We start from the raw sequence: 16,060 nt of genomic DNA, 5'->3' as shown, positions 1-16,060 counted from the left end.
ATCATGGAAACCATCATCCTCTTCGCCCCGCTCATCGGCGCTCTGATCTGTGGCTTTGGCTGGAAGCTGATCGGCGAGACCGCGGCGATGTGGACCGCCACGTCCTTTCTCTTTCTCTCAGCACTGCTCAGCTGGATCGTCTTTCTGACGTTTGATCCCTCCGCACATGCAGGCGGTCATTACACCAGCCCGGTTCTTCGATTTATCGAAAGCGGCAGCCTGAGCACCGACTGGGCCATTCGAATGGACCGGCTGACGGCGATTATGCTCATCGTAATCACCACGGTCTCCAGCCTCGTGCATCTGTATTCCTTTGGCTATATGGACCACGATCCGCAGTGGAACGAGAGTGAGACGTACAAACCCCGTTTCTTTGCCTATCTGTCGTTTTTCACCTTTGCGATGCTCTCGCTGGTCACCGCGGATAACCTCGTTCAGATGTTTTTTGGCTGGGAGGGCGTGGGCGTCGCCTCGTACCTTCTGATCGGGTTTTATTATCGCAAACCCTCGGCAAATGCCGCCGCAATCAAGGCCTTTGTGGTAAACCGTGTGGGTGATTTCGGCTTCGCGCTGGGGATCTTTGCGCTTTTCTTTCTCACCGACAGTATCAACTTCTCGGATGTTTTCGCGGCCGCACCTGATCTTGCTGAGACACAGCTGACCTTCCTTTGGTCTGAATGGAATGCGGCTAATCTTGTGGCCTTCCTGCTCTTTATCGGCGCGATGGGGAAATCGGCACAGCTCTTTCTGCACACCTGGCTGCCCGATGCGATGGAAGGCCCGACGCCGGTGTCGGCGCTCATCCATGCGGCAACCATGGTGACCGCGGGCGTGTTCCTCGTCTGCCGCATGTCTCCGATCATGGAATTCGCGCCGGAAGCGATGACATTCGTGACCGTTCTGGGCGCCACTACCGCGTTCTTTGCCGCAACCGTGGGTCTGGTGCAGACCGACATCAAGCGCGTCATCGCCTATTCGACCTGTTCGCAGCTGGGATATATGTTCGTGGCCGCGGGCGTCGGCATGTACTCGGCGGCGATGTTCCACCTCTTCACACACGCCTTCTTCAAAGCGATGCTGTTTCTTGGTGCGGGCTCCGTCATCCATGCGATGCACCACGAGCAGGACATGATGAATTATGGCGGGCTGCGCAAAAAGATCCCCTATACCTTCTGGGCGATGATGATCGGTACGCTGGCCATCACCGGTGTCGGTATTCCGCTGAGCTATGACATGTTCGGCCTGCCCATCGGTTTCGCGGGCTTCGTCTCAAAGGACGCGATTATCGAAAGCGCTTATGCGGGCGGGTCGGGCTACGGCTTCTGGCTGCTGGTGGCGGCGGCTGCAATGACATCGTTTTACAGCTGGCGGCTGATGTTTCTGACATTCTACGGCACGCCGCGTGGCGACAAGCATACGCACGAGCACGCCCACGAAAGTCCGAAGACCATGCTCATCCCTCTGGGCGTTCTTGCCGTGGGGTCGGTTCTGGCAGGCATGGTCTGGTTCAACAGCTTCTTTGGTCATACCGATAAGGTCGCAAAATTCTACGGCATTCCCTACGCCGAAGCGGGCGCACATGGCGAGGATCACAGCGACGAGACCCATGCCGAAGGCAGTGACGCGTCACACAGTGAAACCACTGCCGAAGCCGGCCACAGCGAAGAGAAAGACAAAGGCGAACACCATTACGCCTTTGCCGGCGCTCCGGGTGAGGGCGCGCTTTACATCGGTCCGGAGAACACCGTGCTCGATGACGCGCATAAGGTGCCCAAATGGGTCAAGCTGTCGCCTTTCGTGGCTATGCTGGGTGGTTTCCTGATGGCCATGTGGTTTTATATCTGGAACCCGTCCCTACCTGGAAAACTGGCCGAAAATCAGCGTCCGCTGTACCTCTTCCTCAAAAACAAGTGGTATTTCGACGAGCTCTACGATGTCATCTTCGTCGGCCCGGCCAAATGGATCGGCAGTTTTCTGTGGAAGCGCGGCGACGGCAATGTGATCGATGGCGGGCTCAACGGAGTGGCGATGGGGATCATCCCCTTCTTCACCCGTCTCGCAGGCCGCGCGCAGTCGGGCTACATCTTTACCTATGCCTTCGCCATGGTGATCGGCATTGCGGTTCTGGTGACCTGGATGACGCTCAGTGGAGGAGGTGAGTGATGGATAACCTTCTGTCGATTGTTACCTTCATCCCGGCGATCGCGGCGCTGATCCTCGCGGTATTCCTGCGCGGCGATGATGCAGCGGCCAACCGTAACGCCAAATGGGTCGCGATGTTCGCCACCGTGGCGACCTTTCTTGTATCGCTCTTTATCCTCGCGGGGTTTGACGCTCAGAACACCGGCTTTCAGTTCGTGGAAGAACGCGAATGGCTGCTCGGGCTGCAGTACAAGATGGGCGTCGACGGAATCTCGGTTCTTTTTGTGATGCTGACCACCTTCATGATGCCGCTGGTGATCGCGGCCTCCTGGAATGTGGAAACGCGGATCAAGGAATACATGATCGCCTTCCTGTTGCTTGAGACGCTGATGCTCGGGGTCTTCATGGCGCTCGATCTTGTGCTCTTCTATCTCTTCTTCGAGGCCGGCCTCATCCCGATGTTCCTGATCATCGGCATCTGGGGCGGGGCGAACCGCATCTATGCGAGCTTCAAATTCTTCCTTTATACCTTCCTCGGATCGGTGCTGATGCTGGTGGCGATGGTTGGCATGTTCGCGGATGCAGGCACCACCGATATCGAAGTCCTGCTGAAGCACGAGTTTGCTTTCGAGAATTTCTCACTGCTGGGCATCCAGATCGTCGGCGGGCTGCAGACGCTGCTCTTTCTCGCGTTTTTTGCCAGCTTTGCGGTCAAGATGCCGATGTGGCCGGTGCACACCTGGCTGCCGGATGCCCACGTGCAGGCGCCCACAGCAGGCTCTGTCGTGCTGGCGGCGATCCTGCTCAAAATGGGGGGGTACGGGTTCCTGCGCTTCTCCATCCCGATGTTCCCTGTGGGGGCGGAGGTGCTGACGCCACTGGTGTTGTGGATGAGCGCCATCGCGATTGTTTATACCTCGCTGGTGGCGCTCGTGCAGGAAGACATGAAAAAGCTCATCGCTTATTCTTCGGTCGCGCATATGGGCTTCGTCACTATGGGCATATTCGCCGCCAACCAGCAGGGGCTGGATGGTGCGATTTTCCAGATGATCAGCCATGGCTTTATCTCGGGCGCACTCTTTCTCTGCGTTGGCGTGATCTATGACCGGATGCATACCCGCGAGATCGACGCCTATGGCGGTCTCGTGAACAAAATGCCGGCCTATGCGCTGATATTCATGCTGTTTACCATGGCGAATGTCGGCCTGCCGGGGACTTCCGGCTTTGTCGGCGAATTTCTGACGCTGATGGCGGTCTTTCAGGTGAACACATGGGTCGCCGCCGTTGCGACCACGGGCGTGATTTTCTCGGCTGCCTATGCGCTCTGGCTCTACCGGCGCGTGGTGATGGGGGATCTCATCAAAGAAAGCCTGCGCTCGATCACTGACATGACCCCGCGCGAGCGCTGGATCTTTGCGCCGCTGGTGGTGATGACGCTGCTGCTGGGTGTCTACCCTGCGCTGGTGCTCGATATCACCGGGCCGGCTGTGGCCAACCTGGTCTCCAATTACGACACGGCGCTGGCCGCGGCAGAGGCCGCGTCTCAGCTGGCGTCGAACTGAAGGACATGAACCATGATACCTGCTGATCTGACACTTGTCCTGCCCGAGATCCTGCTCTCCGTCTATGCGATGGTGATGCTGCTGGTCGCGGTCTACACGTCCAAAGACGGGTTGGCATCAACGCTCGTCTGGATGACCGCCGGCGTGATGATCGCCCTTGCCGCCTGGATCGGGACAACGGGCGAGGGGACGCAGACCGCTTTCAACGGGATGCTGATCCTTGATGGCTTCTCGCGCTTTGCCAAGATTACCATCCTGCTCTCGGCCGGTGCTGTGCTGATCATGTCCGAAGGCTATATGAAATCGCGCAACCTGCTTCGGTTTGAATACCCGCTGCTGGTGGCGCTGAGTGCTGTCGGTATGATGGTCATGGTCTCCGCAGGTGATCTCATGGCGCTTTATATGGGACTGGAGCTGCAGTCGCTGGCGCTTTATGTGGTCGCGTCCCTGCGTCGTGAGAGCGTAAAATCAACCGAGGCCGGTCTGAAGTATTTCGTGCTGGGTGCGCTGTCCTCAGGGCTGCTGCTCTACGGGGCCTCGCTTGTGTACGGGTACGCCGGAACGACGCTCTTTTCGGGCATCATCCAGACCACACAGTCGGGCGATGTTTCGGTCGGTCTGCTGCTCGGCCTGGTCTTCCTGATCGCTGGTCTTGCCTTCAAGGTCTCCGCCGTGCCGTTCCACATGTGGACGCCCGATGTCTATGAAGGCTCACCCACACCCGTCACGGCGTTTTTCGCAACAGCGCCCAAGGTCGCTGCGATGGGGCTTTTTGCGCGCGTGCTGCATGACGCCTTTGGCAATGCTGTCAGCGACTGGAGCCAGATCATCGCGCTGCTCTCTTTGCTGTCGATGTTCCTCGGGGCCGTCGCGGCGATCGGGCAGACCAATATCAAACGACTGATGGCATTTTCTTCGATTGCCCATATGGGCTATGCGCTGATGGGGCTGGCGGCCGGAACGGTGCTGGGCGTACAGGCGATGCTGGTTTATATGGCCATCTATGTGACCATGAACGTCGGCACTTTTGCGTTTATCCTGATGATGGAAAAAGACAGCCAGCCGGTCACGGACATCGCAGCGCTGAACATGTACTCCAAACGGGAGCCGGGTAAGGCGCTGGCCATGCTGGTGCTGCTGTTCAGCCTTGCCGGTGTCCCGCCGATGCTCGGGTTTTTCGGCAAGTTCTACGTCCTGCGTGCGGCCTATGAGGGCGGTCTCGCCTGGCTCGCGGTGGCCGGTGTCGTGGCCTCGGTGATCGGTGCGTTCTATTATCTGCGGATCGTCTTTTACATGTACTTCGGGGATGAAAGCGAAGAGGGGCTCGATACCGGTGGATCGACCGTACTATGGGGCTTTCTGATGGCCTCGGCGGTGATCATGGTGCTGGGGATCGTGAATATGTTCGGTGTCGAGACCGCAGCCGCGGCGGCCGCTGCGACGCTGGTCAACTGATCGCGTGATGCCCGTGACACGCCGGGCAGTCCGGGGGTGGATGTCCGGTGGAAAGACACCATGACCGACTGGCCACAGGCACATGGTCGTTATGTAATAGACGCGGTTGGCTCGACCCTGGATGAGGGGATGCGAATGGCCACATCACATCCCGCACCTTTCTGGTTGATGGCGCACCGGCAAACGGCGGCGCGCGGGCGCCGCGGGCGGCCCTGGTCGATGCCTGAGGGTAATTTCGCCGCGACCCTGATGTTGCGCCCGGAAGGGGCGCCGGGGCATGTAGCATTGCGCTCGTTCGTGATGTCACTTGCGCTTCATCAGGCTTTTATTGCGGTGACCGGAAAGCCGGAGCTTTTTGGACTGAAGTGGCCAAATGACGTTTTACTGAATGGTGGGAAGGTCGCGGGCATCTTGCTGGAAAGTGCCGGACGGGGCGGACAAGCGGATTTGCTGGCAATTGGTGTGGGCGTTAATCTGGCATCAGCGCCCGGGCCTGATGAGGTCGAAGAGGGGTCAGTGCTGCCCGTCTCCCTGGCTGCAGAAACGGGTGTCTGCATCGCGCCGGAAGATTTCCTTCAGCATCTGGCGGCAGCTTACGCTGTGTTTGAAGAACAGTTCATGCAGTTTGGTTTTGCACCGCTGCGCACCGCGTGGCTGGCTCATGCTGCGCGTCTGGGCGAGGTGATCACCGCGCGCACCGGACAAAACGAAAGAACGGGCACGTTTGAGGACGTGGACAAAGACGGTAATCTGATGCTGCGCACCGCAACCGGCGTGACCCGGATTGCCGCAGCGGATGTATTTTTCTGAGACGGACAGGGGGGATCGGTCATGCTGCTGGCTGTGGATTGTGGTAACACCAATACGGTATTTGCGATCTGGGACGGGGAGCAGTTTCTGGCCTCCTGGCGCACATCGACCGAATGGCAGCGTACTGCGGATCAGTACTTCGTCTGGCTGAGCACGCTGATGAAACTGAAGAACCTTGAGGTGCAGATCACCGATATGATCATCTCCTCGACGGTGCCGCGCGTGGTCTTTAATCTGCGCGTTCTGGCGGACCGGTATTTCAGCACCCGTCCCCTTGTGGTTGGCAAGCCTGACTGTCTTCTGCCTGTGGATGTCCGCGTCGATGCCGGCACCCAGGTGGGGCCTGACCGGCTGGTAAACACGGTGGCCGGCCATGATCTTTACGGCGGCGATCTCATCATGGTCGACTTTGGCACGGCGACGACCTTTGATGTGGTGGACACGGACGGTGCTTATATCGGCGGAGTGATCTCTCCCGGCGTGAACCTCAGCCTCGAAGCACTGCACCAGGCGGCTGCCGCTTTGCCGCATGTCGATATCTCGAAACCCCCGACCGTGATCGGCACCAATACGGTGGCCTGCATGCAATCGGGAGTTTTCTGGGGTTACATCGGACTTGTGCGTGAGATATGTGCCCGGATTAAGGCGGAACGCGCCCGCGATATGCGCGTGATTTCAACGGGTGGGCTGGCACCCCTTTTCCAGCAGAGTGAAGCGCTTTTTGACGCGTTTCAGGATGATCTCACGATCCACGGCCTGACCGTGATCCACAAGTATAACAAGGATAATACGTAACTTTATGAGTAATGAACGACTGATCTACCTGCCTCTCGGAGGGGCGGGTGAAATAGGCATGAACGCCTATGTGTACGGTTATGGGCGGCCCGGCAAAGAGCGGCTTATCGTGGTCGATATGGGCGTGGCCTTTCCGGATATGGATGGCAGCCCGGGCGTCGATCTGATCCTGCCCGACATTTCGTGGCTGGCGGAACGCCGCCATCAGATTGAGGCCGTATTCATCACCCATGCGCATGAAGACCATGTCGGCGCCGTCGCCCATACCTATGAGGCGTTGAAGGCACCGGTTTACGCCCGTGCCTTTACGTCGAATATTGCCCGGCGCAAAATGCAGGAACACGGGTATCCCGAAAATGCGATACGCACTGTCGACGCATGGCCAGGGGTGACCACAGCCGGTCCTTTCAAAGTGGGCTTTCTGCCGATGTCGCATTCGATCCCGGAAAGTTCTTCGCTGATCATCGACAGCCCGGAAGGCCGGGTGATCCACACCGGGGATTTCAAGCTCGATGAAACGCCACTGGTAGGTGAACCCTTCGATCCCGACCTCTGGGCCGAGGTCAGCAAGGACGGTGTCAAAGCACTGATCTGTGACAGCACCAACGTCTTTTCGCCTGCTCCCGGACGCTCGGAAGCCAGCGTGGGCCCTGAGATCACTAAGCTGGTGAAAAGCGCGAAAGGCATGGTTGTCGCAACGACGTTCGCCTCCAATGTCGCCCGGGTGAAAACGCTGGCCGAGGCCGGTGAGGCTGCGGGCCGGTCGATTGTTCTTATGGGTCGGGCGATGAAACGCATGGTTGAAGCTGCGGTAGAAACCGGCGTGCTGACCGACTTTCCGCCCCTGGTCAGCCCGGAAGCGGCACAGGATATTCAGCGCGAAAACCTTATGCTGCTGGTGACCGGCAGCCAGGGCGAGCGGCGCGCGGCGTCTGCGCAGCTTGCACGCGGCAAATACCAGGGCATGCAGTTGAAAGAGGGCGACCTTTTTCTCTTTTCCTCTAAAACCATCCCCGGCAATGAAAAGGGCGTGATCCGGATCATCAACCAGTTCTCTGAGCTTGGGGTGGATGTCGTTGACGACAGCACCGGCAGGTACCACGTCTCCGGGCACGCAAACCGGCCCGATATTGAGCGTTTGACGGCCATCGTAAAGCCGCAGGTCGTGATCCCCATGCACGGCGAGCACCGGCATCTGCGCGAGCATGTGAAACTTGCGGATGCCAACGGTATGACCGGTGTGCTGGCGGTAAACGGGATGATGATCGACCTGTCAGGCAATCAGCCCAGGGTGGCGGAATATGTAGAAACCGGGCGCACCTATCTGGACGGAACAGTGCAGATCGGCGCGCTTGACGGCGTGGTGCGCGACCGCATCCGTATGGCGCTGAACGGGCATGTTCTGGTGACCCTGATTATGGATGATGAAGACCAGCCGCTGGGTGAACCCTGGTGCGAGGTGATGGGGCTTGCCGAAACAGGGCGCAGCCGAGCACCGCTGGTGGATGTCCTCGAAGAAGATCTCAGCCAGTGGGTGAACCGTGCAGGCAAGAAGATCTGGCGCGATGACGACAAGCTGAACGAAGGGCTGCGCCGGGCTGTGCGTCAGACAGCGCAGGATGAGACCGGCAAAAAGCCCGAAGTTACCGTGGTGGTCAGCCGCCTGAGCTGATCACCCGCGGGCGCGCATGGCGCGGGCATCTTCGGTTGTCATCGCCGTGCCCGCGTACCCCCAGCTGCCGCCCGGAATTTCGTGTACGCGTACAGATGTTGCATCCGCGAGGGTGTGGCCTGCAACTTTGCCGAAACCTTCGGTTACCCGCGCGATGATCTGCGCTTTTTCGTCCGTGCTGAACACGCCTTCCATCACCTGAACGTCGATCAATGGCATTTTCGCTCTCCCGTTTTTAAATGCACAGCAGTCTGCACACCGGGGGGCGGCGAATCAATATCCGGCGGTAAAGGCTTTTTGCGAAAATGCGCGTCAGCTGCGGTCTTTGAAGCTCAACCCGATGAATTCCGGAGTATGATCTCCCAGCCCGACAACCTTATTGCCGCCCCGGTCATTCCGATCGTTGCCGTTATTGCGGTCATTGTCGTTGCGGCGTCCACGACCCCGTCCACCACGGCTGCGCTTCTGATTATCCCCGGCATTGTCATCAGACACCCGGCGCTCCTCGGACGGCTTCTCCGCAGGCTTCGAAGCAACGGTATCTTGTTGCGGTGTTCCGGTCTCTGCTGTCTGCGACCCGGTTTTCTCGATGTCAGGGCTCTCCTTGCGCCGCGAGCGGGACCGGCTGCGCTTTGGCTTGTCATCGTTGCCGGTGTCCGGTGCCTTCGTCTGCTCCTCAGATGCAGGCGCGTCGCTGCCCAGCGGATTGGCCAGACGAGGGATTTCCCGCTGAACCAGCCGCTCGATGTCTGCGAGGTTCTTTTCATCGCGCGGCACGCAGATCATGATCGCCTTGCCGTCACGTCCTGCACGTCCTGTGCGGCCGATGCGGTGCACATAGTCCTCTGCATGCCCCGGCACGTCGAAGTTAAACACATGGCTCACGGCGGGTACGTCGAGACCGCGGGCGGCCACGTCGGAGGCCACCAGAAAGCGCAGTGAGCCGTCCCGGAACCCGTCAAGTGTGCGCGTCCGCTGGCTCTGATCAAGATCGCCGTGGATCGGCGCTGCGTCATATTTGTATTTCTTCAAAGACTTAGCAACAATATCCACATCGGATTTGCGGTTACAGAAGATGATCGCATTGGTGCATTTTTCGCCTTCGGCATCGATCAGTTCGCGCAGGATACGGCGCTTTTCTGTCGCTTCCCGGTCGCGGCGCGAGCCTTTGAACATCAGAACACCCTGTTCGATATTCTCGCCTGTGGTCGCCTGGCGGGCCACCTCGATCCGCTCCGGTGCAGACAGGAAAGTATTGGTAATCCGTTCGATCTCAGGCGCCATTGTGGCCGAGAAGAACAGCGTTTGCCGGGTAAATGGCGTCAGGCTGAAAATGCGTTCGATGTCAGGGATAAAGCCCATATCGAGCATCCGGTCGGCCTCATCCACCACCATGATCTGCACGCCCGTGAGCAGCAGTTTGCCCCGCTCAAAGTGGTCCAGCAGGCGGCCGGGCGTTGCGATCAGCACGTCGACGCCCTTGTCGATCAGCCGGTCCTGTTCCTTGAACGACACGCCTCCGATCAGCAGCGCTTTGGTCAGCTTGAGGTGTTTGGTGTAGGTATCAAAGTTCTCAGCCACCTGGGCTGCCAGCTCACGGGTGGGGCAGAGCACAAGACTGCGCGGCATCCGCGCACGCGCGCGGCCCCGCGCGAGCATCGTGATCATCGGTAACACGAAACTGGCGGTCTTGCCGGTTCCTGTCTGCGCGATGCCCAGGACGTCTTTACCTTCCAGTGCGGGTGGAATCGCACCGGCCTGAATGGGCGTGGGCGTTTCATAGCCCGCCTCGTCGATTGCTTTCAGTACTTTAGGATTCAGGTTCAGGTCAGAAAATTTTGTCATATGTGTCCGATGTTTGCGGACACTGTTCTGGCCCGCGGCAGCAATCATGTCGGCCCGAACGGCCCGCAAGGCGGTACCTTGCCGCGACATGCTGCGGCTGCTTAGCAACAAGTTTAGCCCGGGTCAAACGGGATACCAGAATCAGGCGCTAAAACCGGGGAAATGAAGGTTTTTTGCCGCGTCTGTCTCCAGATCATGCAAGCGCAGCAGGCCCCGGGTCTGTAATCTGCCGCGCAGTGCTGGTGTATCGGCGCATACCTCGTCGAAAAAGGTGCGCAATCCTGCTTCTCCCTGCGTCTCGAGCAAAAAACCGAAAAGATCGTGCAGCGTCATGCCGCCCTGCTCGGCCGGTGTCGCCGGCGCCAGATCCGCACGGTAAGAGCCGCGGTCGTACCGGAACCGGAACATCTCTAACCAGTGATCCCAGCTTGTGGTGTGCAGATGCGCCAGATGCACCTCATCAAGGCTGTGCTCGGGGCTGAACACGGTGCCGTTGCAAAGGCTGTTATGTATTCTCAGTGCGACATCCGGGAAACCGGTCCGGGTGAACACCTTGCCGGCGGCATGGCTCACAAATCCCCCTTTGAGATAGGGGCCGAAGGTCGGATAAAGCTGCCCCACGATACCACGTCTGTCCGGGCCGTTCGGGATGAAGGCTTTGAAAGCAACAGGCGTGCCACCGGTGGACGGACAGAGCGCTTCATCCGGGCGGACGCGGGCCGTGCCGGTGCCGGGCGGAATGCTTGACAGCAGCCCGCCCACGGGATGCGGGCTGATGATAAATTCGTCCACATCTAAGTGTATGATCCAGTCCAGATCGCTCGCGCGGGCATAGGCATGGCTGGCATTGCGTGACTGGCGCACCTGATGCCTGACCGGTGGTTTGCCGGTCTGATCCGCCCACCAGGCGTCGTCGCAGACAATCACGTCGCATTTCGGATGTGCTGCCAGGGCGCGTCGGGCGTCTTCATTTTCGTCGTCGAGATATATAAAAAGCCTGTCTGCGCCGGCTTCGATATGCCAGGCGGCAAAGGAGACCACATCGCGGGCAGGTGCCTTTATAGTCGCGACAAGGCCCCAGCGGGTCATCGGCTGCTCCGGCGCTGTGTCAGACCATCATCTCCTTGGTCGCCGTCAGAGTGATGTCCGGATAATCGCGATCCACACGGTCTATGTCCCACTGCAGCCGGGTCAGGTAGACCACATCGCCATCATGGTCGTGAGCGATATGTTGTTTATTGCTTTCTGCAAATTTATCAACGGCCTGCTTGTCACCTTTCACCCAGCGCGCAGAGGTGAACTGTGACGCTTCAAAGCGCACAGGCAACCCATATTCAAGCTCGATCCGGCTTGCGAGTACTTCGAACTGAAGCTGCCCTACGACGCCCACAACAAAGCCCGATCCGATGGACGGTTTGAAGACCTTGGCGGCACCTTCTTCCGCGAACTGCATCAGCGCTTTTTCCAGATGCTTGGCCTTCATCGGGTCGCCCGCGCGCACGCCCTGCAAAAGTTCAGGGGCAAAGGAGGGGATGCCTGTGACGCGAATGGCCTCGCCTTCGGTCAGCGTGTCACCGATGCGCAGCTGCCCGTGGTTCGGGATGCCAATTATATCGCCGGCCCAGGCCTCCTCGGCGAGTTCGCGGTCAGAGGCCAGAAACATCACCGGATTAGTGATCGCCATGGGTTTTTTACTGCGCACATGGGTAAGCTTCATGCCACGGGTAAAGTGACCTGAAGCCAGACGCAGGAAAGCCACCCGGTCGCGGTGCTTGGGATCCATATTCGCCTGAACTTTGAAGACAAAGCCTGAAACCTTTGGTTCTTCAGGCAAAATCTGTCTTGGTTCCGCCGACTGTATCTGCGGTTCAGGCCCGTAGTTCGCGATGCCGTCCATCAGTTCCTTTACGCCGAAGGAGTTGATGGCAGAACCGAACCAGATCGGCGTAAGTGATCCTTCATGCATCGCCGCTATATCCAGCGGCGGCAACAGCTCGCGCGCCATTTCAAGATCTTCCCGGAGCTTTTCGAGCAGCTGCGCGGGCACATGTTCTGCAAGCTTCGGATCGTCCAGACCATTGATCTCGACCGATTCCGCCACCCGGTTCCGGTCGGCGCGGTCCATCAGTTCCAGACGATCGCGCAAAATGTCGTAGCACCCCAGAAAATCCCGGCCAACGCCAATTGGCCAGCTCGCGGGTGTTACGTCGATCGCCAGATTCTCCTGAATTTCGTCTATGATTTCAAAGACATCCCTGCTCTCGCGATCCATTTTGTTACAAAAGGTCAGGATCGGCAGATCGCGCATGCGGCAGACTTCAAAGAGTTTCTGCGTCTGGCTCTCGACGCCCTTGGCGCCATCGATCACCATCACGGCGGCATCCACCGCTGTGAGCGTCCGGTACGTGTCTTCCGAGAAATCGGAGTGGCCTGGTGTGTCGACCAGATTGAACCGGAATTCTTTGAAGTCAAACGACATGGCCGAAGCCGAAACAGAGATCCCGCGGTCTTTTTCCATCGCCATGAAATCGGACCGGGTGCGGCGGGCTTCGCCTTTGGCGCGCACCTGGCCCGCCATCTGGATGGCGCCGCCAAAGAGCAGAAATTTCTCCGTCAGCGTGGTTTTGCCGGCATCCGGATGCGAGATGATCGCAAAGGTGCGGCGCCGGGCAATTTCCGGTGGCAGATCGGGGCGGTTTCGGGCGGTTTGAGACATGTCATCGCGTATAGGTGATGGTTTTTACAGCCGCAAGCGGTGGCCGTTGCGCCGGACAACCGGAGCCGAAGCGCGCCGGAGGCCTCAGTGCAGGTGTTCTTAGTCGTAGGCCGCGTCCACGATGATCTCGACCTTGAGTTCCGGCCGCGCCAGTTTCGCCTCGCCACAGGCGCGCGCCGGTGCATGACCCTGTGGCACCCAGGCGTTCCAGACTTCGTTGAGGCCCTGAAAATCCTTCATATCGGCCAGCCAGATGGTCGCACGCAGCATCTGTTCGCGCGACGAATTGGCTTTGATCAGCAACGAGTCGAGCCGCCGCAGGCATTCAGCGGTCTGCTCCTGAATTGTGCTGCCCTCACCGACCTGGCCGGTGATGTATGCTACACCCTGATATTTTACTATTTTTGATGAGCGTTCGCCGGTTTCTATTCTTTCAATCATGATTGCCCTTTCCGCTATCTGTCAGGTTTGCGGCTGCATGGCCGGAAACTGCCGGGACTGCAACCGTCAGCAGCATCCACCCTGTCAGGCCGCGCCGCGACACTGCGATATCGTAGTCGGGACACCTTCAGCGTAAACTGTTTCGTTGTCGTCAAAATGAAGCGTCAGGTATTCCACATAACCGCCATGATGAGCGGTCACTGTCTTGCCGTCCACCAGAGTGCCTGCGCTGACGGCTCTTCCGTCGCAGGTCAGGACAAGCCGGTTGGCGGCGCTCAGGGTGAGGGGCCGGGGGTTGTTCAGCGCACCCGTGGCGATCCTGACTGCCGTATCGCGACCGGTAGCAGGTGAGACGCGGTGAGAAATGCGGCGCACGGTCTGCGGCCCGTTGTCGCGCGTCAGAATACGGTCACCCGCCCGGAGATTTTCAACCGCGCAGAGACGGCCCGTGGCCATAATCACCCGGGTGCCGGTAGCGAAAGCGGGTGTGGGTTTTGACAGAAACGGTGTCAGAGAGGCCTTTGTGTTCACCTCCACGATCCGCCAGGTCACCCCGGCTGCGAGCGGAGATGCGGCGGTGAAAAGCGTGGCGCAGGTGGTGCCCGACACATCAGCTGCGGTCAGCACGGTCAGTTCGCACAGGTCATTTGTACTGGTCATCAGTGTCACCGCGCCGGAGGCACGCAGGAGCTTGCCGCGCGCTTCGCCGCGCATTATCTGCAACTGATCACGCCCTGTACCGGCGAGACGTATGCTGCGGACAGCGGCGCCCGGGACAAGGGCATAACAGTCATCGGGCAGCAGGTCGGCAACGGCACCCAGCCCGTCACCCTCGTTCACCCCTGCGACAGCGATAAAATCCGCGCCGTCCAGTACGTCGATATCATATGTCTGCCACATGGCCGGCCTTTCTTCTGACCCTCTGCGCACAGTCTCCCGTAAAAGGGTCAACAAAAGGTTTGTGTGGTTAACAGAGCCCCTGTGACTGGAAACCCGGGTGGGGGTGTGCCAGGACTTGGTGCAACCTGACGGAGGAAAAAATATGGATCTTGGGATCAGAGGAAAACGCGCACTGGTCTGTGCGTCATCAAAAGGGCTGGGGCGCGGTTGTGCGGAGGCGCTGGCGGAGGCCGGGGTCGATCTGGTCATGAACGCGCGCGGTGCAGAAGCGCTCGAAGCTGCCGCCGAGGAAATCCGCACAGCCACCGGTGTCTCAGTGACAACGGTCGTTGCGGATGTCACCACCGCCGAGGGCCAGCAGGCCGTTATCAGCGCGGTAGGCGAGGCCGATATTCTGGTAAACAACGCCGGTGGTCCTCCGCCCGGCAGCTGGCAGGACTGGGATCGCGATGATTTCATCAAGGCACTGGACGCCAATATGCTGGCCCCGATCGCGCTGATCAAAGCGCTGGTACCGGGCATGATGGACAGGGGCTGGGGACGGGTGATCAACATCACTTCGCAGTCCGTCAAGGCGCCGATCCCGGTGCTGGGTCTGTCGAATGCTGCGCGCACCGGTCTGACCGGTTATGTCGCGGGAACCAGCCGCCAGGTCGCGGGCAAGGGCGTCACCATCAACAATCTTCTGCCCGGCATTCATGCCACCGACCGGGCCGATGCGCTGGATGGTGCTGTCGTCAAAGCCCAGGGCATTACCCTGGATGAGGCACGCGCGAACCGTGCGGCGAATATCCCTGCGGGGCGGTACGGTACGCGTCATGAATTCGGTGCCGCCTGCGCGTTCTTATGCTCGGTACATGCGGGCTTTATTGTCGGCCAGAACCTCTTGCTGGACGGTGGCGCCACCAACGCCACGATCTGACGCGACGGTGACCGGAAAGATCCTGCTCAAAGACCAGCTTTTCAACGCAGAAACGGTGGGACAACTGGCGCAGGAGTACGCCGCTGCCCTGCCGTTCTTTGAAGCTGAGCGCTTTCAGCGCGACGCCCTTGCGGGTTTTGCGGAGCGCGAGCTTATGGCGCGGCTTGACTGGCTCGCAGATTGCGCCGGGGCGCAGCTGTCAACGAACTTTCCGGAAATGGCTGAGCAGCTGGAGGCGGCGCTGCCGCCTCCGCTTGACCCTGCGCTGAAAGACGATGATTTCGGGCAATTCATTCACGCGGTTCCGGGCATTCTGGCTGTGCGGCACGGTCTTGAGAAGTACCGCGCCAGGGCCATGAAGCTGATTTATGCGACCACGCAACGGTTTTCGATGGAGTTTTACATCCGTCCCTTTCTCAACCGCTGGCCCGCTGAGACGCTCGCCGCACTTGCGGTCTGGGCGGAGGACGACAATTACCATGTGCGCCGGCTTGTGAGCGAGGGAACAAGGCCGAAGCTGCCCTGGGCCCGCGCCGTTTCCCTGAGCCCCGGACAGACGCTGCCGCTTCTCGACCGGCTGTCGGCGGACCCTGCGCGGTTCGTCACCCGTTCAGTGGCCAACCATCTGAATGACATGAGCAAAACGGATGCAGACCTGGTCGTTGCCCGTCTTAAAGCCTGGGCAGAAGCCGCAGATCAGGACCCCCGAGAGCTGGCCTGGATGACCCGCCATGCGCTGCGCACCGCAGTGAAGTCAGGCCATCCCGGTGCGTTGCTGGCGCTTGGGTACCGGCAGGAGG

General features: G+C 59.5%; 14 protein-coding genes. 8 read left to right on the top strand and 6 right to left on the bottom strand.

Features of this window, described 5'->3' with window-relative positions; translation table 11 throughout:
• Positions 1-3 precede the first annotated feature (3 nt).
• The 6 genes from nuoL to Q0M35_RS07090 are packed head-to-tail and all read left to right on the top strand — an operon-like array spanning position 4 to position 8,436.
• Positions 4-2,163, top strand: coding sequence for an NADH-quinone oxidoreductase subunit L (gene nuoL, locus Q0M35_RS07115; protein ID WP_295313609.1), 2,160 nt, complete (start codon positions 4-6; stop codon positions 2,161-2,163).
• Positions 2,163-3,704, top strand: coding sequence for an NADH-quinone oxidoreductase subunit M (locus tag Q0M35_RS07110; protein WP_295313607.1), 1,542 nt, complete (start codon positions 2,163-2,165; stop codon positions 3,702-3,704). The genes nuoL and Q0M35_RS07110 overlap by 1 nt, the downstream gene beginning before the upstream one ends.
• A 12-nt stretch (positions 3,705-3,716) precedes the next feature.
• Entirely contained in the window at positions 3,717-5,159 is a 1,443-nt protein-coding gene (gene nuoN / locus Q0M35_RS07105; protein WP_295313605.1) for an NADH-quinone oxidoreductase subunit NuoN, read from the top strand.
• A 60-nt stretch (positions 5,160-5,219) separates the two neighbouring features.
• Positions 5,220-5,969, top strand: coding sequence for a biotin--[acetyl-CoA-carboxylase] ligase (locus Q0M35_RS07100; protein WP_295313603.1), 750 nt, complete (start codon positions 5,220-5,222; stop codon positions 5,967-5,969).
• A 21-nt stretch (positions 5,970-5,990) separates the two neighbouring features.
• Positions 5,991-6,764 carry a type III pantothenate kinase gene (locus Q0M35_RS07095; protein WP_295313601.1) on the top strand — a complete coding sequence of 258 codons (774 nt, stop codon included), beginning with the start codon at positions 5,991-5,993 and terminating at the stop codon, positions 6,762-6,764.
• Between the two features lie 4 nt (positions 6,765-6,768).
• Entirely contained in the window at positions 6,769-8,436 is a 1,668-nt protein-coding gene (locus Q0M35_RS07090) for a ribonuclease J (protein ID WP_295313598.1), read from the top strand.
• On the opposite strand, the gene Q0M35_RS07085 is transcribed toward Q0M35_RS07090, so the two are convergent.
• The 6 genes from Q0M35_RS07085 to Q0M35_RS07060 form a co-directional block, all read right to left on the bottom strand.
• Positions 8,437-8,655: a tautomerase family protein gene (locus tag Q0M35_RS07085; RefSeq protein WP_295313596.1), complete on the bottom strand. Its 219-nt coding sequence runs from the start codon at positions 8,653-8,655 to the stop codon at positions 8,437-8,439.
• 93 nt (positions 8,656-8,748) lie between these two features.
• Entirely contained in the window at positions 8,749-10,281 is a 1,533-nt protein-coding gene (locus Q0M35_RS07080; RefSeq protein WP_295313594.1) for a DEAD/DEAH box helicase, read from the bottom strand.
• Between the two features lie 141 nt (positions 10,282-10,422).
• The gene (locus Q0M35_RS07075) at positions 10,423-11,370 is read right to left on the bottom strand and encodes a glycosyltransferase family 2 protein (RefSeq protein WP_295313592.1); all 948 of its coding nucleotides are present in this window, start codon (positions 11,368-11,370) and stop codon (positions 10,423-10,425) included.
• A 19-nt stretch (positions 11,371-11,389) separates the two neighbouring features.
• Positions 11,390-12,997, bottom strand: coding sequence for a peptide chain release factor 3 (locus tag Q0M35_RS07070; RefSeq protein WP_295313590.1), 1,608 nt, complete (start codon positions 12,995-12,997; stop codon positions 11,390-11,392).
• A 99-nt stretch (positions 12,998-13,096) separates the two neighbouring features.
• Positions 13,097-13,438, bottom strand: coding sequence for a RidA family protein (locus Q0M35_RS07065; protein ID WP_295313588.1), 342 nt, complete (start codon positions 13,436-13,438; stop codon positions 13,097-13,099).
• Positions 13,439-13,522: 84 nt separating this feature from the next.
• A complete protein-coding gene (locus Q0M35_RS07060; RefSeq protein WP_295313586.1) occupies positions 13,523-14,338 on the bottom strand; it encodes a Hint domain-containing protein in 816 nt (271 codons plus the stop codon).
• A 142-nt stretch (positions 14,339-14,480) separates the two neighbouring features.
• Between Q0M35_RS07060 and Q0M35_RS07055 the strand changes: the two genes are divergently transcribed.
• Together Q0M35_RS07055 and Q0M35_RS07050 are read left to right on the top strand one after the other, a co-directional pair.
• Entirely contained in the window at positions 14,481-15,260 is a 780-nt protein-coding gene (locus Q0M35_RS07055) for an SDR family oxidoreductase (protein WP_295313584.1), read from the top strand.
• A 7-nt stretch (positions 15,261-15,267) separates the two neighbouring features.
• On the top strand, positions 15,268-16,060 hold a 793-nt coding region (locus tag Q0M35_RS07050; RefSeq protein ID WP_295313582.1), incomplete at its 3' end, for a DNA alkylation repair protein.

It is taken from the genome of Roseobacter sp., from assembly GCF_024639605.1.
In the GTDB taxonomy this organism is placed as follows: domain Bacteria; phylum Pseudomonadota; class Alphaproteobacteria; order Rhodobacterales; family Rhodobacteraceae; genus Roseobacter.
The sequence above is the reverse complement of the archived record's forward strand: the minus strand, read 5'-3'. Positions and strand labels throughout refer to the sequence as shown.